Source organism: Salmonella sp. 741265055_HSA (assembly GCF_046569525.1).
Classification (GTDB): domain Bacteria; phylum Pseudomonadota; class Gammaproteobacteria; order Enterobacterales; family Enterobacteriaceae; genus Salmonella; species Salmonella enterica.
Map to the genome: position 1 here is coordinate 90,759 of NZ_JBKFSQ010000001.1, position 24,046 is coordinate 114,804.

Here is a 24,046-nt window from a genome sequence, read left to right on the forward strand (position 1 = left end):
ACCTTAATGGCTTTTTATGCCAGGTCGCGTAAAAACGCGCTTACCGCTGCGAGGCAGGGCGCGATATTTTCTTCATGTGGGTTATGGCTGCTGCCGGGAATAGTGACCGCGCGGCAGTCTGAAATGTGAGAGAGAAGCGGCGAGACGACGCGCTCGGTTGCCTGATCGTTTTCGCCGCGTAGTACCAGAACAGGACAGCGTATCTGGCACAAATGGGGCGTAATATCCCAGTCGGCAAGTTTGCCATTTGCCGCCAGTTCATTGGTTCCCCATAAAATGTGATAACCCGTAGGGTCGGCGGCGAACTGCGCATTAGATCGCTGAACATGAACGGCTTCTTCCGCGAGGGTATAAACGTGCCTGGCATAGTAAGCGACCAGCTGTTCCGGTGGGTTTTGATAAATGACGGCGGGCATAATGACGTTTTTGATATCGTCATCGGACATTGGCGTCAGAGCGTTAAAGAGCCGTATGGCTTCCTGTTGCCACAGGGCGATACTGGCCGGCGAACTGGCCAGTATCGTCCCGCGAAGCCCGGCAGGCTGTAAGCAGGCGTGCTCTGCGGCAAGCATTCCGCCCCAGGAATGTCCCAGTATCGAATACCCGTGTCCAATACCCAGGTGATGAATTAATTGGGTTAATTGACGGAGATAACGCGCAATCGTCCAGAAAGACGCATCGGCATGAGGAAAATGCGTTGAACGACCGCAGCCATATTGATCGTAAAATATTACCATGCGCCCGTCATCAGCCAGACGGCGATAATTTAATAAATAATCAAAGCCGCCAGAAGGGCCGCCGTGAAGGATAATGAGCGGCGTGAGTAATGATTTTCTGTCTCCATAAATCCGATAGCTTGTCAATATGTTTTCAGAAAACATTTCGCCATAGAGATAAGTATCATTCATATTCTTAATGACTCAGTGTGTGGCAGGGCAGGCGAAATTTATATTCGCCTGGATAATATTATTTTTTTATTGTGTGTAAAACATTACACCAGAAGGTGGCGTAATGTTCCCATTGCAGAAACTGCGGGCTTCCCCAGTGCGGCGAACAATCACTGGCAAAGCAACATACTTTCCCTTTATGGTAAGTACCCATAACTAACAGTGGATCGCCATTAATTTCAGCAAGGATTTGACTATTTTCTTTGGCGATAAGCTTGTTATAACCCAACAGCGGCGGCCATTCACTAAATGGCTGGGTAATAACATGCTCTACCGCAGTATTTATTGCTTTACATCCTTGCGGTAGTTCTACGCGGTCATCTACATCCAGCATATCAACCGGCAATACCTCCGCCAGAACCGTATTTTTATAATTGGCTTTTGCTTCTATTCCCGTAAAGGATAAATACCCGCCGATCTTCAACAGACCGCCGCCCTCAGCAACATAATCCGTGATAAGTTGTAACGCATCAGGAATAATGTCCATATTATAAAACGTTCTGTTTTGTAACAGGAACGTATTGCTACCGATATCACTGATGACGATCGCATCATAGCAGGCTAATGCTTCGACGGTTTGCGGAAAACGAGTTTGCACAATATGGGCAGGCATGTAGTCCACATCAATATTACCCTGGCGTAAGCAGGATAATAAATAGTCTGCGCCTTCTTCATATTTGCTCGATGTAAAGCTATCAAAACCTTTAGAGTGAATCATATGAATGTGCCAGGATTCGCCAATAAATAAAATTTTCATTATGTCACCTGTTAATTAATGTTAATGACTTTATTAGATTGGGTACGCATTCGATGTAAAACCTGCAAGTGCTGAGGCATACTCGACGCACCGACTTGTTCCACCGCCAGAGAAGCGAAAGCGGAGGCATATTGAATGGCTGCGACCATATCTGCTTGTCGCGCCAGCGCGGCGGCTAAGGCGCCATTAAAAGCGTCACCGGCCCCAGCGGCATCTTTTACCACGGCGCTCCACGCAGGAATATACAACGTGCGGGCGTGCTCACAGAGCAGAGAACCACGGGCGCCAAGGGTAATGATGACTTTTTTCACCCCGGATTGCAGAATAATATTTCCGGCTTTTTTCGCATCATTAATATCAGTAATAGTTACGCCGGATAAAAAAGAGGCTTCAGTTTCATTCGGCGTGATGATGTCAATATCAGATAGTAAATGCGTCACCTGTTTCGTATAGGGGGCAGGATTCAGCATGATCATTTTATTTTCTTGTTTGCCCAGGCGAATAAATTCAGTCAACGCTTCAATGTTCGTTTCGAGCTGCATTAACATAACGTCAGACTCGGCGATATAACGGTGTTGCTCGTTAATCTCTTGCGTGGTGAGCATCATATTGGCGCCAGGGTAGATGGCGATAATATTATCGCCATCCACGGCGGAGACATAGATTAATGCGCTACCGGTGGGCGCTTTATCTGTTTGATACGCGCTGTATGAGGCGATGCCTGATTGAATAATATGATTCATAGCAAATGCGCTGAACTGATCTTTGCCCACTTTAAAAATAAAATGTGCCGCAGCGCCGGCATTGTTTGCCGCTAAAGCCTGGTTGGCTCCTTTACCGCCAGGATAGAATCCAAATTGACTGGCCAGAATGGATTCTCCGCTTTGTGGAAACCACGGCACGGTTGCTGAAACATCAATATTAAATGAGCCTAAAACACACACCTTGCCTGCTTTTTTTGTGCTTTCCCGGCGCAGTTTTGCATCCTGATGGATTGGTGTGGCGATAGTGCTGGAGATATCAATCTTATTTTCAGTGATAAGCTTACTCAGCGCGTCACGGTTTAAAATCCCTCCGCCATAGCAACGCTGAAGCATACCTGATTTCTGGAAATAGCGTAGATCGGAACGAATAGTCTCCTGGCTAACCTTATAAAGGTCTGAAAGTTTACTGACGCTAACACTATTATCCTTTATCAGTAAATTAATGATGGCATGACGTCTTTCTTCTTTAAACATATTGCCTCCGGGTAGTGAGTTGAATTGTATTTATAGCAATGTTGTCATGCGGTGAATTCAATCACAGATTATGCGGTCAACCGGAAGTAACCTCAAATGAATGTCAATAATCAGAAGCGCAGTCAATGTGTTAAATATTAATTGCTTACAGAAGGGGGAAATAGTTTTGTGAGTGTTGTCATATATTTTCTATGTAATATGACGGGGTGAACGTAAAATAGTTGGGCTTGCACGATTCAGTGAGTATATGCAGCCGGACAGCGTTCGCTTATCAGTCGCTACCCTCGACGAAATAAGACGATATCGCTCTCCGGCCCTGGGGTTATATACGCTCGATTTTTGCCGGCAGCCCCTGACGTACCGCCGCGCCAGAAACCCAGTCGAGCCAGGTGTTGGTAATGGTTCTTGTCGGATCGGCAAAGCCCAGATCGTTAAGATTTATGCCTGCCCTGATTTGTGGATCATACGGCATAGGCACGCCATCCAGAGAGTGCTGCGTTGCGCCCATCTCGCGGTGGCCATATCCGTGTTCGATGGCGATGACGCCTGGCATCACGCCATTTAACAAACTGATTTGCGCCACGACCTGACCGCCCGGCGTAATGATCCGTACCCGATCGCCATGTTGCAGTCCATAACGCTCGCCGTCTTGCGGATTCAGCGCCACCAGGTTTGCTGGCTTCACATGGTGTAAGCGCGGGATGACGGCTGTTGAGCTGGACATGGTATTTGATTTAAATGAAATCAGTTTCAGCGGCCATTGCCCAATGGGAAACTGGTCGTCAATCGCACGACCATCTGACAAACGCGCCGGATACCAGACCGGGCAACCGCTGAAACGCTCCCCGGTGATGGCGTGACGGTGGGCGGCGACATCTGCATTCCAGATCTGTAAGGGTTTTTTCCACGCGTTACCTAACCGTTGCTCCGTATAGCCGCTATCCTCGGGCGCAAACCGGCCGCCACGCGAGTAGATAAACGCCACACGACCAACCTCATCAGCTTTAAGCGTGTGCTGAATTGCTGGCAGAATGCGGCTGACGCCGGTAAGCGAAATATCTTCCTGATTTGCCGGCGCGACCGGTGTCTTGCCCATAAAGGCGATATTAGCGGCTACGCGCAGATAGAAGTCTTCCGCCCGGTTCAGTGGAAAAGCATTGCCCTGCGGATCGGTTATCGCCCGGTCGCCGAAGCCGGGCAGATGGAGCCGTTTTGCTACCGCAATACAAAATGCTTCCATTGAGACAGGTTGCCCGTCCGCCGTTCGGTGAGTGGCGGGGGCGACAACCGGCCAGCGGGCGGTAGTGGCTTTACTGGCTACGCCGCCCCAGGGCGCCGTAAATCCCCAGCTCTCAAAATTGTGCGTATCCGGCACAATGTAATCCGCCAGCGCCGTCGTTTCATTCATAAAGGCGTCAATCGCGATAAAGAGCGGCAGTCGGCGAGGGTCTTTTAGCTTTTCTTCCGCCACGGCGCGTAGACCGGGAACACCGTAAAACGGGTTGCTCATATTGGAAATCCAGGCTTTAAGCGGATAAGGATAGCCTTCGAGCGCGGAGGTCAACAGTTCGGTAAGCTGGCCTGCCACAAAGGGATACCACGGCGCTTTGGCTGGATAAGGGGATTGCCCGTCGGCAATTTTGTCGCGGTATTCTTCCGATGCTTCATAAGCGGTTTTGCTACGGGCAATACTTAACCCGGACGGTTTCACTTTTCCGGCAAAACTGTTCATGTTGTAGCGGGGGCCGTCGCTAACGCCGTTGAATTTGCCGCCGCCGACAAAGACGCCGCCGGACAAGCTGAGGTTGCCGATCAGCGCGTTAAGCATCATGACCGACCAGGCGTTATAAAACCCATTGCCGGCCATCATGCCGCCGTGACTGATGACTGCGGCTTTACGTCCGTGAGCGGTAAAGGTTTCCGCCAGCGCGATAATTTGCGCTTCCGGCACGCCGCACTGTTCGCTGTATTGCGCCAACGAGAGCTTTTCTGCCGCCTCTTTCAGGCGTTGCAACCCGCTCTTCACCGTGACCCGTTGGCCGTCGGCGAGCGTAACGTACTGCGTCACGAAAAGCCGTGCCTGTCGGCAAGTGGAGGCATCGACCAACTCGCCGTCGGTATTCAGTACGACAGGGGTCTCTTCGCCATCGGGCGTAAGATGGCGTAGCGTCAGGTGTTGTCCGGCAAGCGTCGGCAGTTCATCCGCAATGACCAGGTGCGTGGCGTTGGTCCAACTTTGCTCGCCGGCCTGCTGCATCGCCTGTACGCCGGGAATCGCCAGATAATCAGCATTATAACGTTGATTATCTATGATCCAGCGGATCATCCCCATTGCCAGCGCCGAATCGCTGCCGGGCATGACCGGTTGCCAGCGACCGCGAGGATCGGCGAGCACCGTTGATAAGGGGAGGGCGGGGGCGACCACGACGTATTGAAAATTCTCACGCAGCCGGGCGCTCGCCAACTGACGCGCCTGGCGTTTAAAGGGATTACCGGACTGTGCCGGGGAGGTGCCCATAAAGAGCGCAAACTCCACGTTTTCCCAGTCGGGTTTGACATGCGGGTTTTTATCCAGATCGCCCATCAATGCCCCGGAGCCGGCCCGGTAAGCCAGTCCACAGTAGGCGCCATGCGCGCCGAAATTCTTGCTGCCGAAGCTATTTAGCGCAAAACGACGCAGAAACGCATCGCGGCCTTCGTCGCTGGTATTCGTGACCAGTAACTGATTGGTTTTGGGCCCGAAACTGGGATGCTTTGCGTCAATTGGCGTATCCGGCGCATGAATAGCGCGCAGTCCGTCCACATGACCTTCGCCAAACAGATCGCCGCCTTCCACGACTTCTTCAATAAGCTGCTCAAAGCTGATGCGCTGCCATTTCCCTTCGCCGCGTTTACCCACGCGTTTCATTGGTTCAAGCAGTCGCAGCGGACTGTACAGGCTTTCCAGCAGTGTGGCGCCGCGCGCGCAGGCGGTTGAGCGGGCGTCAAGACCGCTTTCTCCCGCCAGTTGCTCCATGGCTTCGCTAAAAGGCACGGATGAGTCAATCGGGTGTTCCTGCGACAAGGGGTGATAGGGATTGCCGGCGATGCGTATCACTTTGCCATCGGCATTTACCCTGGCGCGGATACCGCACTGTGTCCAACAGCCGAAGCATTGCGTCATGGCGATGGTTTGTTGTGGATTTTGCTGCCAGTGCGTTTGCGCCTGCGCCTCCGGAATTAACGCATTGCCAAAGATGCGGTCGCGCGTTACCTTGCCGGACGTCCCGTTTAACAGGCCATCAATTGCGCGTTTCGCCACATCACGGTAGCTCAGACCAAAAGTGACCATCCCACCGACGGCGAGACCGACTTTTAGCCACTGACGACGGGTTAAATTAGCCATGTTGTAATCTCCTGGTGAGTCCGTTCAGCGTTTCACGAATAATAATCAGTAGCGCTATCCACAGGCCGAAGGTGCCGAGAATAGCCAGCCAGCCATCCGTTCCGCCTGGTAACGAGTAAGGGTTAAATTGCGCGTTGAACTTGGGTACGGTTTGTACCTGAATCAACAATGTCCAGCGCATCAGCCAACATAGCGCCAGCGCGCTCAGAACCAGCAGGACGCGTCTTAGCTGCGATAACGGATGACGTAGCGCCAGGCTACAGAACAGTAGTGTGAATACCCACAGCGCTAGCCAGCCGACAGCGTAATATTTGGCTGACAGGGCGACAGTAATCCACTGACGGATTGCCGTGCCGGAAAGCGTATCGCCGCTAACCCACATGGCCACAACCAGCCCCAGCGCCGCCAGCGTCCAGAGTTGTCCCCACAATATTTTTGGCAGCCTTACCGAGTCGCGTCGGGCGGCGACAATCATCAGCGCGAAGAACGCCTGTAAGGCGCTAAGAAACATCGCCACGGGGAAGGCGTAGCTAAACCAGATTGGGCGCGCCAGCACAACGGAGACTTCGCGGCCGGTATAAATCAACAGGCCCACCGCGCAAAGCGCGCTGGCTAACGCCAACCATTTTGTGACGTTGTAACTTTTATTGAATAATCGTTTTATCTGCTGCGCCAGGAACCACAGCGCGAGAAATCCGGTAAACAGCGGCAGGAACAACGCTCCCCAGGGCATCCACGACCAGGGCGTCGGCCAGGCATAGAAATGCCAGACGCGGGCGGTCTGGTGCAGATCCGCCGTCAGCGCCAGCGGTGCGGTAATCGCACAGGTAATGGCAATCAGTAATGCCCGATTTTCTTCTGTTGCGGCGTCTTTTTTCCGCCAGTGAAGATAACAGGCAAACAGTGCGGCGCAGGCGGCAATGCCAATAAAAAAGAAATATTGTACCGCCCACGGCAGCCAGCTAATGTCCTGCGGGTGAGCCAGCACTTCTTCAATGATGAGTGAATGCGTCATTCAGACCTCCTGCCAAAGCGCGGGCTGCGCACGGCCCATTAATGGGGTGACAAAGGCGTCGTCCAGACCCAGGTAGAAAACATGGGGCGACGTGCCGTTTTCCGGCTTTAATACCTTGATAGCGTCGCGATGTTGATGAAGCAGGGTGGCGATGCGGCTATGGGGATCTTTGATATCGCCAATAATACGCGCGCCGCCGACGCAGGACTCTACGCAAGCGGGTAACAGTCCGGCTTCCAGACGATGGACGCAAAACGTGCATTTATCGGCAGTTTGCGTTTCATGATTGATAAATCGGGCGTCGTAAGGACACGCCTGTACACAATAGGCGCAGCCGACGCAGCGTTTGTTATCCACCACCACAATGCCGTCTTCCCGCTGAAAGGTGGCTTGTACCGGGCAGACCGGCACGCAGGGGGGGTTATCGCAATGGTTGCACAGACGCGGCAACAGCACATTCGTGACTTCCTGACTACCTTCACGCTGGACCTGGTATTGGTTTACCGTCGTACGAAACGCGCCCTGCGGCGTTTGGTTTTCAATAGTGCAACTTACGGTACAGGACTGACAGCCGATACAACGCCGCAGGTCGATAAGCATGGCGTAACGGTGTCGGGGAGAGCCTTCATGCCGCTCCGGCGAAAAAGGAAATTTCGCTTCAGCCAGCGGAACCAGCGAGGCGCCAGCGGTCAGGACGCCGAGCTGCTGGAGAAATTGCCGTTTACTGTTGTCCATATTGACTCCCGTCCACATTGCCAACAATGAAACATTTGTCACGATGTTGGTTTATGTGTAATGAATAAAAAATGTTGATGATTTACAGTGTAAAAATCGAGGCGGGGTACGCTCTATTGTGGTTAACCACATACCCGGCTTGTTGTTGATCTAAAACAACATAATTGACAGGGATATTGGGGTGAGAGGTAAAACCGTAAGGCGCCTGGCGGTGTTGGCGGCAGTAGGGCTGCTTTGTCATGGCGCGTGGGCAGGGACGTGGAATATCGGTATTTTGGCCATGCGCGGCGAGGCGTCTACGCGTAGCCACTGGCAACCGTTGGCAAAGACATTAAGCCAACAGCTTCCAGGCGAAACCTTTCACATCCAGCCGCTGGATCTGCATCAAATGCAGGAAGCCGTTAACCAGGGAACCGTGCAGTTTGTGATAACCAACCCGGCGCAATTTGTCCAACTGAACAGCCATGCGCCGCTCCGCTGGTTAGCTTCCCTGCGCTCCACGCGCGATGGGAAAGCGGTGAGTAATGTTATTGGCAGCGTGATTTTGACCCGGCGCGATAGCGGCATCACCACGGCGCATGATCTCATCGGTAAGACAGTCGGCGCGATTGATGCTCAGGCGTTTGGCGGCTATTTATTAGGCTATAAAGCGCTCAGCGACGCGGGCTTACGCCCGGAGCGCGATTTTCATCTTCGTTTTACCGGATTTCCTGGCGATGCCCTAGTCTATATGCTGCGCGAAAAAGCGGTGCAGGCGGCAATTGTGCCAGTGTGCCTGTTAGAAAATATGGATCAGGAAGGCTTGATTAATAAAAAGGACTTTATCGCGCTGCTTGCCCGACCGACGCCCCTGCCTTGCTTAACCAGTACGCCGTTATATCCTGACTGGTCGTTCGCGGCGCTACCTGCGGTAAGCGATGCGCTGGCGGATCGCGTAACGCGAGCGCTATTCAACGCGCCCGCCGCCGCGTCATTTCACTGGGGCGCGCCAGCGTCGACCAGTCAGGTAGAAGCGTTGCTGCGTGATGTTCGTCAGCACCCTCAGCAGCGTCGACTGTGGCTGGATGTCAAAAGTTGGTTAATCCAGCACCAGCTAATGGTTGGCGGCGTGATTCTGGCGTTCCTGTTGCTCACGCTCAATTATATTTGGGTCATGCTGCTGGTGCGTCGACGCGGAAAACAACTGGAACGTAATAGCGTAGTTCTTCATCAGCATGAGCGGGCGCTGGAAACCGCCCGGCAAATGAGCGTGTTGGGTGAAATGACCTCCGGGTTTGCCCATGAGCTTAATCAGCCGCTTTCCGCGATTCGACATTATGCCCAGGGGTGCCTGATTCGACTGCGCGTTGCAGATGAACAGCATCCCTTGCTGCCGGCGCTGGAGCAGATTGACCAGCAGGCGCAACGCGGTGCGGATACTCTGCGTAACCTGCGTCACTGGGTTAGCCAGGCGCAGGGCAACCCGGTGCTAACCGAAGCGTGGAAGGCCATAGCCATTCGCGAGGCGATTGATCATGTCTGGCAATTGTTGCGTATGGCGCAACAGTTTCCGGCAGTGACTCTGCATACCGAGGTTAGCGCTGCGCTGCGCGTAACGCTGCCGTCAGTGCTGCTGGAGCAGGTACTGGCGAATATCATTCTTAATGCGGCTCAGGCGGGCGCCACCCATTTATGGGTCGTTGCTGAACGCACTGAAAACGGCATCAGTATCGTTTTACAGGATAACGCCGGGGGAATCGATGAGGCGCTATTACGCCAGGCGTTTCAGCCGTTTATGACCACCCGCAAAGAGGGGATGGGCTTAGGGCTGGCAATTTGCCAGCGGCTGGTGCGGTATGGGCGGGGCGATATCAGCATCAGGAACCAGACCGCGCCGGACGGTCTGTCGGGAACGATGGTCACGATACATTTCTTACATGAGCATGGGGGCAGGGATGGCGACAATTCATCTACTGGATGATGATACGGCGGTCACTAACGCGTGCGCGTTTTTACTGGAAAGTCTGGGATATGACGTAAAATGCTGGGCGCAGGGGACGGATTTTTTGGCGCAGGCCAGTCTGTATCAGGCCGGGGTCGTATTACTGGATATGCGAATGCCGGTACTGGATGGGCAGGGCGTTCATGATGCGTTGCGCCAGTGCGGAAGTACCCTGGCGGTTGTTTTTCTTACCGGGCATGGCGATGTACCGATGGCCGTGGAGCAGATGAAACGCGGCGCCGTCGATTTTCTGCAAAAACCGGTATCGGTAAAACCGCTACAGGCGGCGCTGGAGCGTGCGCTGACGGTTTCATCGGCAGCGGTGGCGCGCCGTGAGATTATACTGTGTTACCAGCAATTGACGCCGAAAGAGCGTGAGCTGGCCAGCCTGGTGGCAAAAGGATTTATGAACCGTGAAATTGCGGAAGCGATGAATATCGCGGTGCGTACCGTAGAGGTTCACCGCGCCAGAGTTATGGAAAAAATGCAGGCCGGTAGCCTGGCGGAGCTGATTAGGCGTTTCGAAAAAATGGTCTCGCCAGAGACCAGAATACGAACAACGTATGAGTCATGAATAATAAATCGCGTTATTTCTTTGATTTGAATCAAATTTTGTTTAATTGAGAAGACTGTTATATTCTGTTGGTTTGAGCTGGCGACGAGTAAAACGTATGACAAAACCGACAAAAGATGACGAACTGTACCGCGAGATGTGCCGGGTGGTGGGCAAGGTCGTGCTGGAAATGCGCGATCTAGGGCAGGAGCCTAAATATATTGTTATTGCGGGCGTGTTAAGAACCGCGCTGGCGAATCAACGCATCCAACGTAGCGCGTTAGAAAAACAGGCGATGGAAACCGTGATTAACGCTCTGGCGCGGTCATAGCCGCTATCAGGGTGGCAATAACGAAATCGCCTTTGAATCGTCGCGATTGTCACCATGGCGGGCTTGTTGCCCGCCGTTAGCGATGCGCAGGGTTATCAGGTGATGGCTAAGCGCAGCCCTAACGTATCAGGGTACGGCTCAAAATAATTCTGGCTGCGTAGATAGTCATCCGGATGTTCCGCCAGATAGTGCTTCAGCAGCGTTAACGGTGCCAGGATAGGTAGTCGGCCCGCCCGGTAGCCGAGAATCACCTCGCGTAATTCCGTGCGTTGCCTGCTGTTCAACGCGCGGTGAAAATAGCCCTGGATATGCATCAGCACATTGGTGTGATTTTTACGTGAAGCGGGATGGCGCAGGATAGCCATCAGTTTTTCTCTGTATCGGACAAAGAAGGCATCCAGATCGTCCCACTCATGCAGACGCGCGACGAAAGGGCCAATTTCGCGATAGCCGGCCTGGTGATGGGCGAGAAGCTGAAGTTTGTATCGGCTATGAAACGCGAGCAAACTGTGACGACTCAAGCCCTGCGCGCGTAGCGCATTTAATTCATGTAGCGCGAAGATACGTGCGATGAAGTTCTCGCGTAGTACCGGATCGTGCAGGCGACCATCTTCCTCTATCGGCAGCCAGGGATATTTCTCCATCATCGCGGCGGTAAACAGCCCCGTGCCAGCTTTGCGGCCCCTGTTACCCTTTTCATCATACAGGCGAACGCGCTCCATTCCGCAACTGGGCGATTTTGCACACACAATAAACCCCGCCAGTTCGCCTATTGTTGGCAGAAACCGATCGGCAAAGGCATTCATTCGCTCGGTGACGTCATCGTGCGGGGCATGGCTATAGCGCATCCGAATGTCGCCACAGGTCGTCTGGATAAGACGCAGCGCAGGGCGAGGAACGGGCAGGCCGATCGCCACCTCCGGGCAGATCGGTTTGTAGGCCACCCACGATGCCAGAGAGTTCATGACGAAATCCATACGCTTATGTCCGCCATCAAAGCGTACCGCGGCGCCAGTCAGACATCCGCTAATGCCGACTACGGGTTTGTTATTCATGATTCCCCCTTATTGAAAGTACGACGACTGACGCCAATGGCGCAAAATGTTATCTCACGCTGATTTAAAACTTACACAACTTTGTTTTTTTGTCTAAGTTTTCGCGGGGATTTTTTTGACGTAGTTAAATATCAATAAGATAGCATGAGGGGAAGAAATCTATTTCAGCGCTTATAGTGTGATAACCTCCAGCGAAGCGACAATGTTGCGCCACTGGGCAAGCTGTTTTTTCTGCCCGGCAGTGAGCTTTCCGGTGGTCACCAGGAACCATTTTCTCTGGGCGAACAGCTCGGGTACCAGCACGGTTGGTGGAGAGGGAAGCACATTGAGCCGCAGCTCTTGTCCGGTACGAGTCAACGCTTCCAGCCAGATTTCACAGTGATCCGAGAGATTCCATCCGCTAATAAATGCGTTGTGGCCAGGCGCTTTTCTGTCGGCTTCAAGGCAAAAAGAGGTGTAGGCAATAATGATGCCATCCAGTACTTCGCGCAGCGTCATCACGGCGGGAAGATGCGCTGACACTTTGCTGCGCAACGGACGCAATAAATGGGTCACCAGTTCTGCACGGGGATATTCCCGGCCACAGTCATAAATCAACTGCCGTAGCGCGTCAGTTCGCCCTTCGTGGAGATGTTGAAGCATCGTCTCCTGGATCGTTATCCAGTTATCGCCCAGGCGAATGACCGGACGCGACAGTAAGGGTTTGACCTGGCTTATCGGTACGCCTTTTCTCACCCAGTCGAGGATGTTAAGCGCTTGTCGAATATCGTCATCGCTGTATAAGCGATGTCCGCCATCAGTACGCTGCGGTTTCAATAAACCATAGCGTCGCTGCCATGCCCTTAGCGTGGCGGCATTGATACCGCATAGTCTGGCAAATTCGCCGATAGAATACGACATGGTAAAGCCCGTTAAATAAGGGGATTCTACTATATCATGATTAAATGAAGACTAAGAGCCTATCCCATTAGGCTATTTTATTCGCCATTTTGGGACCAGGCAGTGCTCAAAATCCTCACGTACTACGTGTACGCTCCGGTTTCTGCGCGCTGGCCTGCCCCAAACTGGCTTCAACAATTACACCTACTGGGATAGGCTCTAAGGCAGTGATAAATGGTGCGGCATACCAGGGCATCCGTATGGATTTTGTCGATGATGAGCAATACTACGTGGCGTAAGGCTCATCAAAATATGACCAATGCTTAATACCATCGGATGCCCCTGGTTAATACTCTATTAACCTCATTCTTCGGGCGCAGTTAAGTAACTCTGTCACTTTATGAACCTGTAGCTTTCTCATCATATTCATCCGGTGTGTTTCGACGGTTTTTATACTGATATGTAGCTTTTCGCTGATCCCATGATTGGTATACCCCTCGTCAATAAGCTTAAGAACCTGACGTTCGCGTAAAGTAAGCAGTTGATGATTGGTCGTGTCAGTGTTTAATTCAGCCAGGATAGCTTCCCGATTCAACGTCGGGTCAATGTAACGCTTGTTTACTGCTACCGTTTGTAATGCCGCTAACAGAACTTGCTGACTACTGCTTTTTAAAACATAGCCATTAGCCCCTGCGGCTAAAGTTTTAATGGTCATATACTCTTGTTGGTATGCCGTGTAAACCAGAATATTCATTGCTGGCCAACGCTGATGTAATTGAGGAATGATATCCAGGCCATTGATACCAGGTAAGCTAAGATCAAGGATAATTATGTCAGGCTCGTATGCACAACAGGCATTATAAACCTCAAGACCATTTTTAACATGTTCTACAATTTTAAAATGAGGCCAGGGTAGTAAGGCATTCATAATGCCGTTAATGATGATCTCATGATCGTCTACTAATAAGATCTTATATTCTTTCATTTTGCTGCCCTCGCGAAAATTAAGATAATATTAAGTAATGGTGTGGTTTTTGAAGATCATACGTATTTTCTGGCGTAAGTCGGTTAGTTCCTCCAGCGCGATGATTTTCCCCATTTTTACGCGATTCTCAATGTCTACGACATCGCATACCAATTCAGTCTGCCCTATTTGACCTAAACAGCCTTTTAATGTGTGAATTAACTGATCGATTTTTTTTCCAGCCGATACGGCATTTTCAATATCAGCCAGCAAGAGGTCCAGTGATTGGAAAATCTTGCTATTAATGACCATATCATCTGTCGCCAGTAGCGCTGAACAGCGACTCGGATCCTGCTCCTGTAGCTCTATATTTCGTAAAAGTTGGTATTCTGCGGCAATACTGATATAGCGAGCTAAGGTAGCCAATGTCACTGGTTTGGTAATGTAATGATGAATCCCATTTTTTTTACAACGATGAATATCTTCTGTCGCTACGCTAGCGGATAGCGCCACAAACATGCAGTCAGGATCTAAATTATTCGGCCCATCATGCCATAATTGTACACATTCAATACCATCTATTTCTGGCATTCTAATGTCAATCAGTACTAAATCGAATCGCTGCTGTTGTGATAAAGTCAGAGCCTCGTTACTGCTGGCGGCAATAGTGACATGTTGGCCCAGGCTGACAAGCATTTTGCCGATGATATCCCGATTAATATCGGCATCATCAACCAAAAGAATCTGCAACTGCCAGGGAGGTAACAAATTATTTATTACTGGTATATTTGGTATACACAATATTAACTGTTGTGCCAGGTCGTAGAGTTTTCCGGGGAAGTACAGAAGCTCTGCATTGAGAAGCGCATTTTGCTGGTGGGGTGATTCGCTGCGTATTCCCCAGCAAGCCAGTTGGCGATGCAGGCCGAAAGGCGCTGACAGTGTCCCTTTAATTGGTTGAGGCGGCTGGTATTCTTGTAAGGGTAATACTAGCGAGACACAGGTTCCAACCCCGGGGACACTTGTTAGTGTCAGATTACCGCCCATCATTTTAGCCAGGCTTGACGCAATAGTCAGTCCAATTCCTGTACCTTGCGAATTTGTGTCTGCTTGATAAAAAGCAGTAAAGATTTGAGACTGCTGCTGTATTTCAATCCCTTTACCGCTATCGCTAACCAGAAATATTAATTGTTCCCCATGACGCTTGACCGTCAGACGTATCCCTCCGGTTTCGGTAAATTTTACCGCGTTCCCGAGTAAATTAACCAAAATTTGCCGTAAACGGATACTGTCGGTATGAAAATAGAGAGGGACATGTTGGCCGACAAAAGTACGTAATGACAACTTTTTGCTTTGCGCCGGCCCCTGGATGGTTTGCATTGCCTGGTCCAGTAACGGCAGTAACGCTGTTTCTTCCATATGTAATGTGAAATGACCAGACTCGATGCGTGAAAAATCCAGCAGATTATTAATAATAGCTAACAAAGACAGTGTACAATTCCTGGCGGTATCAGCTAATCCTTGCTGCTCTATGTTTAAAGGGGTGGTTTGTAATAATTCAATCGCACCGAGTACGCCATTCATCGGAGTACGTAACTCATGACTTATTACCGTCAGATGAATGCTTTTACGTTTGTTAGCTTGCTCAGCGCGTTTTTTTGCTTCATTTAGCGCCTGCGTGCGCTCTGCGACTTTGTTTTCCAGATTGTCGTATTGTACTTGTAGAGTATCAAGCAGTTGGTTAAAAGCACAGGCAATACTATCTAATTCATCCAGTCGTTGTGCTGGTAAACGTGTGCTCAGCGGTGCAGTTGCGGTTTTATTAATGACATCGACAAAACGCCATAACGGTTTGGCCAGTGAGCGATGTAGTAACCAACAAAAAGCCGACGTCATCAACACCAATGCTGTTAATGTAAAGGGGATTTGTTGAAGGATAGTTTTTAAGATACGACTATGTAGATTACCGTATGGGTACAGGGTAACCAGACTCCATCCGGGGCCATGCAAGGTTGTGCGTAATATCAGAAATCCGGGAATTTGTTGCCATCCGTCATGCAGCGTTACATTTTCTAGTCGTGTACGTATTTTTTGCGGTATGTATGAAAACGGCAGTAAGTGGTTGTTTTGATCCAGCCATACATGAATACTATCATCTAATGGTAGGTGGCTCTTGGTAATGAGATCGGGAAGTTTAACCGTCACCCCAAAAAATACACCTTGCTGATCGGCAACCGCAACGGAAACATGCCATTCTTTGCCGTTTATGTATTCTGGTTCACTCCAGTAAAACCCGGCATGGGTTGGGTATAAAGGAAATCTTTTTCGCGTTATAAGCTGTAGAGTAGAATAATCTGAAGGGTTATCAGTAGATAATACCGAAACCTCATTTTTATGGTTAAGAATAAAACTATCGCGACGAAAGCTTTTTTCATCGATATCAGAGGACTGCAGAAAGAGACGATGCTTCTCTCCGTTTAGCGTCGGCGTGCAATTTGAAGGATCGACAGATAGACGCCGACTCACCTCAGGAAAAGTATCGTTATGATGAATCACAGTCGCTAATGAGCATTGATACATTAAATTTTTAGCGTCACGCTCAGCCTCTCCAAATCGTTGATTGCTTTGTACAATATTCATCTCGGATAGAGCGGATAAGTCCTCTATTATATGCTGCCGTTCCTGAACCATTGATATATAAGCTGCAGTAAGTACAGATAGCAGCCAAATAATTATTATTGTTAATAAGAATAAAAAAATTAGCCTGATTACTAAAGATGTTTGCAGCGTATTCTTGGGATTCAGCAAATTCATAATGCTTTCCTTCTGTTGCCTGTTGCAAAATCTTTGGCACTTGATCACTATCGCAGTATATATAGTTTCACCAGAAGATTAATCGATGGTGTTATCATTAGGAAGATAAATTTCTTCATATATAACCCACTCGATGACTACAATTACTTTTTAATAAGGTGGCGATGTGAAAACATCGTAACAGTTTATTTAATAAATAATTTTTCAAATTGTAATTTTTTGTGTCGATGCTGAAAATGTAATTGTGAATTCATCGAAAAATCCGAATGATAGAATCGCCTGTGACAAGATATATGTAGACAGCATCCTGATATTGTACAAGAAGAGTATAGTTGAAATAAATGTGAATCAGGCTTTTTACGGATGTGGTTGTGAGCGAATTTGATAGAAACTCTCTTTTATGTCTGAGGAGGGATTCATGCTGGCAGTTTTAAAAGGCATTCCATTAATTCAGGATATCAAGGCCGAAGGTAATAGCCGATCCTGGATAATGACTATTGATGGGCATCCTGCCAGAGGAGAAATTTTCTCAGAAGCATTTTCTATTTCTTTGTTCTTAAATGACCTGGAAAGTTTACCTAAGCCTTGTCTTGCCTATGTGACACTACTGCTTGCAGCGCACCCGGACGTCTATGATTATGCTATACAGCTCACTGCGGATGGAGGATGGTTAAACGGTTATTATACCACAAGTAGTAGCTCTGAGCTTATTGCTATTGAGATAGAAAAACACCTGGCTTTAACTTGCATTTTAAAAAATGTAATACGTAATCACCATAAACTTTATTCTGGTGGGGTATAAAATGGTAGTAGATAAACGTTTGATCTTAATTTTACTATTTATACTCAATGCGGCAAAGAGTGATGAGTTATCATGGAAAGGCAATGACTTCACCCTCTATGCCAGACAAATGCCATTAGCAGAGGTTTTACATCTGCTCTCAGAAAACTATGATACGGCTATTACTATTAGCCCATCGATAACAGCTACATTTAGTGGAAAAATTCCGCCTGGATCACCGATCGATATTTTGAATAACCTGGCAGCACAATATGATTTGCTTACCTGGTTTGATGGCAACATGTTATATGTATATCCAGCATCTTTATTAAAACATCAGGTTATCACTTTCAATATTTTGTCTACTGGACGGTTCATTCATTACTTACGCAGCCAGAATATCCTTTCATCACCGGGATGCGAGGTTAAAGAAATTACCGGTACCAGCGCTGTGGAGGTGAGTGGTGTTCCCAGTTGTCTGACTCGTATTAGTCAATTAGCTTCAGTGCTGGATAATGCGTTAATCAAACGAAAAGACAGTGCGGTTAGTGTGAGTATATTCACGCTTAAGTATGCCACTGCGATGGATACCCAATACCAATATCGCGATCAGGCCGTCGTGGTTCCTGGGGTCGTGAGTGTATTGCGTGAGATGAGTAAAACCAGCGAACCGGCGTCATTGACGAACAATGGTTCACCCGCTACACAGACATTGCCCATGTTTGCTGCCGACCCACGCCAGAATGCAGTGATCGTTCGTGATTATGCGGCCAATATGGCCGGGTATCAGAAACTCATCACAGAATTAGATCAACGCCAGCAGATGATAGAGATTTCGGTAAAAATTATTGATGTTAATGCTGGAGATATTAATCAATTAGGCATCGACTGGGGAACGGCAGTGTCGCTGGGTGGAAAGAAAATTGCGTTCAATACAGGTTTGAATGACGGTGGTGCTAACGGTTTTTCAACGGTAATCAGCGATACCTCAAACTTTATGGTGCGTTTGAATGCACTGGAAAAAAGCTCTCAGGCTTATGTACTTTCCCAACCATCTGTGGTGACTTTAAATAATATCCAGGCGGTACTGGATAAAAATATTACTTTCTATACCAAACTGCAGGGGGAAAAAGTGGCTAAACTTGAATCCATCACTACGGGTTCTTTGTTGCGCGTTACACCTCGGTTGTTAAATGACAATGGCACGCAAAAAATAATGCTTAATCTTAATATTCAGGATGGACAACAAAGTGATACGCAAAGCGAAACAAACCCGCTGCCCGAAGTGCAAAATTCGGAAATTGCTTCGCAAGCCACATTATTGGCCGGACAAAGTCTATTGCTGGGAGGATTTAAACAAGGTAAACAAATCCACTCGCAAAACAAAATCCCATTATTGGGTGATATTCCTGTCATAGGTCATTTGTTTCGCAATGATACGACGCAAGTACATAGTGTAATCAGGCTTTTTTTGATTAAAGCCTCAGTAGTAAATAATGGCATATCTCATGGTTAATCCAAAAAGTTCCTGGAAAATACGTTTTTTAGGTCACGCCTTACAAGGCCGGGAAGTCTGGCTGAATGAAGGGAACCTGTCACTGGGGGAGAAGGGGTGCGATATTTGTATTCCGCTTACTATAAATGAAAAAATTATTCTGAGAGAACAGGCAGATAGTTTGTTTGTTGATGCCGGGAAAGCCAGAGTTAGAGTTAATGGCCGCAGATTTAATCCAAATAAGCCGCTACCATCCAGTGGGGTTTTGCAGGTTGCGGGAGTGGCTATCGCGTTTGGTAAACAGGATTGTGAACTTGCTGGTTATCAAATACCCGTTTCCAGATCAGGGTACTGGTGGTTGACTGGCGTATTCTTGGTTTTCATCGGTGGGATGGGTGTCCTGTTAAGTGTTGGCGGTCAGCCTGAAACGGTAAATGACTTACCTTTGCGGGTTAAGTTTTTATTAGACAAAAGCAACATTCATTATGTGCGGGCGCAATGGAAAGAGGATGGAAGCCTGCAGTTGTCCGGTTATTGCTCGTCACGCGAACAGATGCAAAAGGTGAGAGCGACTCTCGAATCATGGGGGGTCATGTATCGGGATGGTGTAATCTGTGATGACTTATTGATACGAGAAGTGCAGGATGTTTTGATAAAAATGGGTTACCCGCATGCTGAAGTATCCAGCGAAGGGCCGGGGAGCGTGTTAATTCATGATGATATACAGATGGATCAGCAATGGCGTAAGGTTCAACCATTACTTGCAGATATTCCCGGATTATTGCACTGGAAGATTAGTCATTCTCATCAATCTCAGGGGGATGATATTATTGCTGCGATAATAGAGAACGGTTTAGTGGGGCTTGTCAATGTTACGCCAATGCGGCGCTCTTTTGTTATCAGTGGTGTACTGGATGAATCGCATCAACGCATTTTGCAAGAAACATTAGCAGCATTAAAGAAAAAGGACCCTGCTCTTTCTTTAATTTATCAGGATATTGCGCTTTCTCATGATGAAAGCAGGTATCTGCCTGCGCCAGTGGCTGGCTTTGTACAGAGTCGTCATGGTAATTATTTATTACTGACGAACAAAGAGCGTTTACGCGTAGGGGCATTGTTACCCAATGGGGGAGAAATTGTCCATCTGAGTGCCGATGTGGTAACGATTAAACATTATGATACTTTGATTAACTATCCATTAGATTTTAAGTGAGTGGAAAATGACAACTCTGACCCGGTTAGAAGATTTGCTGCTTCATTCGCGTGAAGAGGCCAAAGGAATAATTTTACAATTAAGGGCTGCCCGGCAACAGTTAGAAGAGAACAACGGTAAGTTACAGGATCCGCAGCAATATCAGCAAAACACCTTATTGCTTGAAGCGATCGAACAGGCCGAAAATATTATCAAAACTATTTATTATCGTTACCATAACAGCGCACTTGTAGTGAGTGAGCAAGAGTAAAGTAAAAATATCTTAGAGCCTATCCCACCAGGCGTTATTGGTGCAGCCAGATTGGACACGGACAGCGCGCAAAAACCGGAGCGTACACGTAGTACGTGAGGATTTTGAGCACTGCCCAGGACCAAAATGGCAAGTAAAATAGCCCTAATGGGATAAGCTCTTGGTTAGCACGTTAATTATCTATCGTGTGGAGGTGAATGATGATAAAGAAAAAGGCTGCGGTTAGTGAATATCGTGATTTAGAGCAAAGTTACATGCAGCTAAATCACTGTCTTAAAAAATTTCACCAAATCAGGGCTAAGGTGAGTCAACAGCTTTCTGAAAGGGCAGAGAGCCCAAAAAAGAGCAGAGAGACAGAGAGTATTCTTCATAACCTATTTCCACAAGGCGTTGCCGGGGTTAACCAGGAGGCCGAGAAGGATTTAAAGAAAATAGTAAGTTTGTTTAAACAACTTGAAGTACGATTGCAACAACTTAATGCTCAAGCCCCGGTGGAGATACCGTCAGGAAAAACAAAAAGGTAAAGCATCATGTCTTCAGGAAACATCTTATGGGGAAATCAAAGCCCTATTGTGTTTAAACATAGCTTCGGCGTCGGCAGCACTGATACCGGGAGTCAGGATGACTTATCCCAGCAAAATCCGTTTGCCGAAGGGTATAGTGTTTTGCTTATTCTCCTTATGGTTATTCAGGCTATTGCAAACGATAAATTTATTGAAGTCCAGAGGAACGCTGAACGTGCCAGAAATACCCAGGCAAAGTCAAATGAGATGGATGAGGTGATTGCTAAAGCAGCCAAAGGGGATGCTAAAACCAAAGAGGAGGTGCCTGAGGATGTCATTATATACATGCGTGAACACGGTATTCTCATCGATGGTATGACCATTGAGGATTATATGGCTAAATATGGCGATCATGGGAAGCTGGATAAAGGTGGCCTACAGGCGATCAAAGCGGCTTTGGATAATGACGCCAACCGGAATACGGATCTTATGAGTCAGGGGCAGATAACAATTCAAAAAATGTCTCAGGAGCTTAACGCTGTCCTTACCCAACTGACGGGGCTTATCAGTAAGTGGGGGGAAATTTCCAGTATGATAGCTCAGAAAACGTACTCATGAAAAAAGACCCGACCCTACAACAGGCACATGACACGATGCGATTTTTCCGGCGTGGCGGCTCGCTGCGTATGTTGTTGGATGACGATGTTACACAGCCGCTTAATACTCTGTATCACTATGCCATGCAGCTTATGGAGGTAAAAGAGTTCGCCGGCGCAGCGCGACTTTTTCAATTACTGACGATATATGATGCCTGGTCATTTGACTACTGGTTTCGGTTAGGGGAATGCTGCCAGGCTCAAAAACATTGGGGGGAAGCGATATACGCTTATGGACGCGCGGCACAAATTAAGATTGATGCGCCGCAGGCGCCATGGGCCGCAGCGGAATGCTACCTCGCGTGTGATAACGTTTGTTATGCAATAAAAGCGTTAAAGGCCGTGGTGCGTATTTGCGGCGAGGTCAGTGAACATCAAATCCTTCGATTGCGTGCAGAAAAGATGTTACAGCAACTTTCTGACAGGAGCTAAAAATGAATCGAATTCACAGTAATAGCGATAGCGCCGCAGGAGTAACCGCCTTAACACATCATCACTTAAGCAATGTCAGTTGCGTTTCCTCAGGTTCGCTGGGAAAGCGCCAGCATCGTGTGAATTCTACTTTTGGCGATGGCAACGCCGCGTGTCTGCTATCCGGGAAAATTAGTCTTCAGGAGGCAAGCAATGCGTTGAAGCAACTGCTTGATGCCGTACCCGGAAATGATAAGCGTCCATCATCATTGCCTGACTTTTTGCATATCAATCCCACTGTTTTATCAATGATGATGACGTCATTAATACTCAACGTCTTTGGTAATAACGCTCAATCGTTATGTCAACAGCTTGAGCGGGCAACTGAGGTGCAAAATGCATTGCGTAATAAGCAGGTAAAGGAGTATCAGGAGCAGATCCAGAAAGCGATAGAGCAGGAGGATAAAGCGCGTAAAGCGGGCATTTTTGGCGCTATTTTTGACTGGCTTACTGGCATATTTGAAACCGTGATTGGCGCCTTAAAAGTTGTGGAAGGTTTTCTGTCCGGTAATCCCGCAGAAATGGCTAGCGGCGTAGCTTATATAGCCGCAGGTTGTGCAGGAATGGTTAAAGCCGGAGCCGAAACGGCAATGATGTGCGGTGCTGACCACGATACCTGTCAGGCGATTATTGACGTGGCAAGTAAAATTCAAGTTGGTTGTGAAGTCGTCGCGATGGCACTGGATGTTTTCCAGATTGGTCGTGCTTTTATGGCGACGAGAGGCTTATCTGGCGCAGCTGCAAAAGTGCTTGACTCCGGCTTAGGCGAAGAAATGGTTGAGCGTATGGTTGGTGCAGGGGAAGCAGAAATAGAGGAGTTGGCTGAAAAGTTTGGCGAAGAGGTGAGCGAAAAGTTTTCCAAACAATTTGAGGCGATTGAACGTGAAATGGTTTCGCCGGGCGAGATGGAAGAGGAGTCTGCTGAGTTTTCTCGTAAGGTAGAAAATAATATGACAAAAAATGCGGGAAAAAGTTTTACGAAAGAGGGGGTGAAAGCCATGGCAAAAGAAGCGGCAAAAGAAGCCCTGGAAAAATGTGCGCAAGAAGGGGGAAAGTTTCTGTTAAAAAATTTTCGTAATAAAGTTCTCTGGAATATGTTCAAAAAAATCCTGTATGCCTTACTGAGTGATTGTTCATTTAAAGGCTTACAGGCTATCAGATGTGCAACCGAGGGTGCCAGTCAGATGAATACTGGCATGGTTAACGCAGATAAAGCGAAGCTCGAAAAGAAAATAGAGCAATTAATAACTCAGCAACGGTTTCTGGATTACATTTTGCAACAAACGGAAGACCAAAAAAAGATAGAACAAAAACGCTTAGAGGAGCTTTATAAGAGTAGCGGTGCCGCGCTTAGAGATGTATTAGAGACCATTGATCACTATAGTAGCGTTCAGGCGAGAATAGCTGGCTGTCGCGCTTAATCTGAGGATAAAAATATGGAAGCGAGTAACGTAGCACTGGTATTACCAACGCCGTCCTTGTTAACGCCTTCTTCCACTCCATCACCCTCCGGGGAGGGAATGGGTACTGAATCAATGCTTCTGTTATTTGATGATATCTGGACGAAGTTAATGGAGCTTGCCAAAAAGCTGCGCGATATCATGCGCAGCTATAACGTAGAAAAACAACGGCTGGCCTGGGACCTGCAGGTCAATGCTTTACAGACGCAAATGAAAACAATTGATGAAGCGTTTAAAGCATCAATGATTACTGCGTGTGGCGCAATGTTGTCGGGAGTACTGACGATAGGACTCGGGGCTGTAGGCGGGGAAAGCGGCCTTATAGCGGGTCAAGCCACAGGCCACACTGTCGGGGGAGTCATGGGGCTGGGGGCCGGTGTAGCGCAACGTCAAAGTGATCAAGATAAAGCGATTGCCGAGCTGCAAGAAAATGGGGCCCAATCTTATAATAAATGCCTGACGGATATTATGGAGAAAGCAGCTGAAATTATGCAGCAAATCATGGGGGTGGGGCGTCACTGGTCACGGTTCTTGCTGAAATACTCCGGGCATTAACGAGGTAA

The 24,046-nt window shown here is 48.5% G+C and carries 21 protein-coding genes and 1 pseudogene; 12 read left to right on the forward strand and 10 right to left on the reverse strand.

Going from position 1 to position 24,046, the window contains the following annotated elements; all coding sequences use genetic code 11:
- Nucleotides 1–14 precede the first annotated feature (14 nt).
- The 6 genes from ACLD4K_RS00435 to ttrB all read right to left on the reverse strand — a co-directional run bounded on the left by ACLD4K_RS00435 (nt 15) and on the right by ttrB (nt 8,077).
- Nucleotides 15–908, reverse strand: a complete 894-nt coding sequence (locus tag ACLD4K_RS00435; protein WP_001000508.1) for a proline iminopeptidase-family hydrolase — start codon at nt 906–908, stop codon at nt 15–17.
- A gap of 58 nt (nt 909–966) precedes the next feature.
- Nucleotides 967–1,704, reverse strand: coding sequence for a glutamine amidotransferase (locus ACLD4K_RS00440; RefSeq protein ID WP_411011190.1), 738 nt, complete (start codon nt 1,702–1,704; stop codon nt 967–969).
- Between the two features lie 11 nt (nt 1,705–1,715).
- On the reverse strand, nt 1,716–2,942 hold the full coding sequence (locus ACLD4K_RS00445; protein ID WP_411011191.1) for a PfkB family carbohydrate kinase: 1,227 nt from the start codon (nt 2,940–2,942) through the stop codon (nt 1,716–1,718).
- Nucleotides 2,943–3,264: 322 nt separating this feature from the next.
- Entirely contained in the window at nt 3,265–6,327 is a 3,063-nt protein-coding gene (ttrA, locus tag ACLD4K_RS00450; RefSeq protein ID WP_411011192.1) for a tetrathionate reductase subunit TtrA, read from the reverse strand.
- Nucleotides 6,320–7,342, reverse strand: a complete 1,023-nt coding sequence (gene ttrC, locus ACLD4K_RS00455) for a tetrathionate reductase subunit TtrC (protein ID WP_000149766.1) — start codon at nt 7,340–7,342, stop codon at nt 6,320–6,322. Before ttrC ends, ttrA begins: the two co-directional genes overlap by 8 nt.
- Entirely contained in the window at nt 7,343–8,077 is a 735-nt protein-coding gene (gene ttrB / locus ACLD4K_RS00460) for a tetrathionate reductase subunit TtrB (protein WP_411011193.1), read from the reverse strand.
- A gap of 181 nt (nt 8,078–8,258) precedes the next feature.
- Between ttrB and ttrS the strand changes: the two genes are divergently transcribed.
- The 3 genes from ttrS (at nt 8,259) to fumD (ending at nt 10,942) form a co-directional block, all read left to right on the forward strand.
- Nucleotides 8,259–10,037, forward strand: coding sequence for a tetrathionate respiration histidine kinase TtrS (gene ttrS / locus ACLD4K_RS00465; RefSeq protein WP_411011194.1), 1,779 nt, complete (start codon nt 8,259–8,261; stop codon nt 10,035–10,037).
- A complete protein-coding gene (ttrR, locus tag ACLD4K_RS00470; RefSeq protein ID WP_411011195.1) occupies nt 10,012–10,632 on the forward strand; it encodes a tetrathionate respiration response regulator TtrR in 621 nt (206 codons plus the stop codon). The genes ttrS and ttrR overlap by 26 nt, the downstream gene beginning before the upstream one ends.
- A 97-nt stretch (nt 10,633–10,729) precedes the next feature.
- A complete protein-coding gene (fumD, locus tag ACLD4K_RS00475) occupies nt 10,730–10,942 on the forward strand; it encodes a fumarate hydratase FumD (protein ID WP_000165779.1) in 213 nt (70 codons plus the stop codon).
- Between the two features lie 95 nt (nt 10,943–11,037).
- Here fumD and mlrB read toward each other — a convergent pair whose 3' ends face one another.
- The 4 genes from mlrB to ACLD4K_RS00495 form a co-directional block, all read right to left on the reverse strand.
- A complete protein-coding gene (gene mlrB, locus ACLD4K_RS00480; protein ID WP_411011196.1) occupies nt 11,038–11,997 on the reverse strand; it encodes a transcriptional regulator MlrB in 960 nt (319 codons plus the stop codon).
- Between the two features lie 171 nt (nt 11,998–12,168).
- Nucleotides 12,169–12,897 carry a MerR family transcriptional regulator gene (locus tag ACLD4K_RS00485; protein WP_411011197.1) on the reverse strand — a complete coding sequence of 243 codons (729 nt, stop codon included), beginning with the start codon at nt 12,895–12,897 and terminating at the stop codon, nt 12,169–12,171.
- Nucleotides 12,898–13,222: 325 nt separating this feature from the next.
- Nucleotides 13,223–13,861: a two component system response regulator gene (locus ACLD4K_RS00490; RefSeq protein ID WP_411011198.1), complete on the reverse strand. Its 639-nt coding sequence runs from the start codon at nt 13,859–13,861 to the stop codon at nt 13,223–13,225.
- 30 nt (nt 13,862–13,891) lie between these two features.
- Nucleotides 13,892–16,654 (reverse strand): two component system sensor kinase, encoded by a 2,763-nt coding sequence (locus ACLD4K_RS00495; RefSeq protein ID WP_411011199.1) that lies wholly within the window; start codon nt 16,652–16,654, stop codon nt 13,892–13,894.
- 400 nt (nt 16,655–17,054) lie between these two features.
- On the opposite strand from ACLD4K_RS00495, the gene spiC reads away from it, so the two are divergent.
- From spiC to sseD, 9 genes and pseudogenes are all read left to right on the forward strand, one after another.
- Nucleotides 17,055–17,456 carry an SPI-2 type III secretion system protein SpiC gene (spiC, locus tag ACLD4K_RS00500; protein WP_411011200.1) on the forward strand — a complete coding sequence of 134 codons (402 nt, stop codon included), beginning with the start codon at nt 17,055–17,057 and terminating at the stop codon, nt 17,454–17,456.
- Between the two features lies 1 nt (nt 17,457).
- Nucleotides 17,458–18,951, forward strand: a complete 1,494-nt coding sequence (gene spiA / locus ACLD4K_RS00505; protein ID WP_411011201.1) for an SPI-2 type III secretion system protein SpiA — start codon at nt 17,458–17,460, stop codon at nt 18,949–18,951.
- Nucleotides 18,932–20,143, forward strand: a complete 1,212-nt coding sequence (gene ssaD, locus ACLD4K_RS00510) for a SctD family type III secretion system inner membrane ring subunit SsaD (protein ID WP_058331538.1) — start codon at nt 18,932–18,934, stop codon at nt 20,141–20,143. The genes spiA and ssaD overlap by 20 nt, the downstream gene beginning before the upstream one ends.
- 7 nt (nt 20,144–20,150) lie before the next feature.
- Complete coding sequence (gene ssaE, locus ACLD4K_RS00515) at nt 20,151–20,393, forward strand: YscE family type III secretion system co-chaperone SsaE (RefSeq protein WP_411011202.1); 243 nt, start codon at nt 20,151–20,153, stop codon at nt 20,391–20,393.
- A 197-nt stretch (nt 20,394–20,590) separates the two neighbouring features.
- Nucleotides 20,591–20,917, forward strand: coding sequence for an SPI-2 type III secretion system chaperone SseA (gene sseA, locus ACLD4K_RS00520; protein WP_058331536.1), 327 nt, complete (start codon nt 20,591–20,593; stop codon nt 20,915–20,917).
- Nucleotides 20,918–20,923: 6 nt separating this feature from the next.
- Nucleotides 20,924–21,514, forward strand: a complete 591-nt coding sequence (sseB, locus tag ACLD4K_RS00525) for an SPI-2 type III secretion system translocon protein SseB (RefSeq protein ID WP_411011203.1) — start codon at nt 20,924–20,926, stop codon at nt 21,512–21,514.
- The gene (gene sscA, locus ACLD4K_RS00530) at nt 21,511–21,984 is read left to right on the forward strand and encodes a SycD/LcrH family type III secretion system chaperone SscA (RefSeq protein WP_000711019.1); all 474 of its coding nucleotides are present in this window, start codon (nt 21,511–21,513) and stop codon (nt 21,982–21,984) included. Before sseB ends, sscA begins: the two co-directional genes overlap by 4 nt.
- 2 nt (nt 21,985–21,986) lie before the next feature.
- The gene (locus ACLD4K_RS00535; protein WP_411011204.1) at nt 21,987–23,444 is read left to right on the forward strand and encodes a type III secretion system translocon protein; all 1,458 of its coding nucleotides are present in this window, start codon (nt 21,987–21,989) and stop codon (nt 23,442–23,444) included.
- 15 nt (nt 23,445–23,459) lie between these two features.
- Nucleotides 23,460–24,046: pseudogene (gene sseD, locus ACLD4K_RS00540) on the forward strand (SPI-2 type III secretion system translocon protein SseD).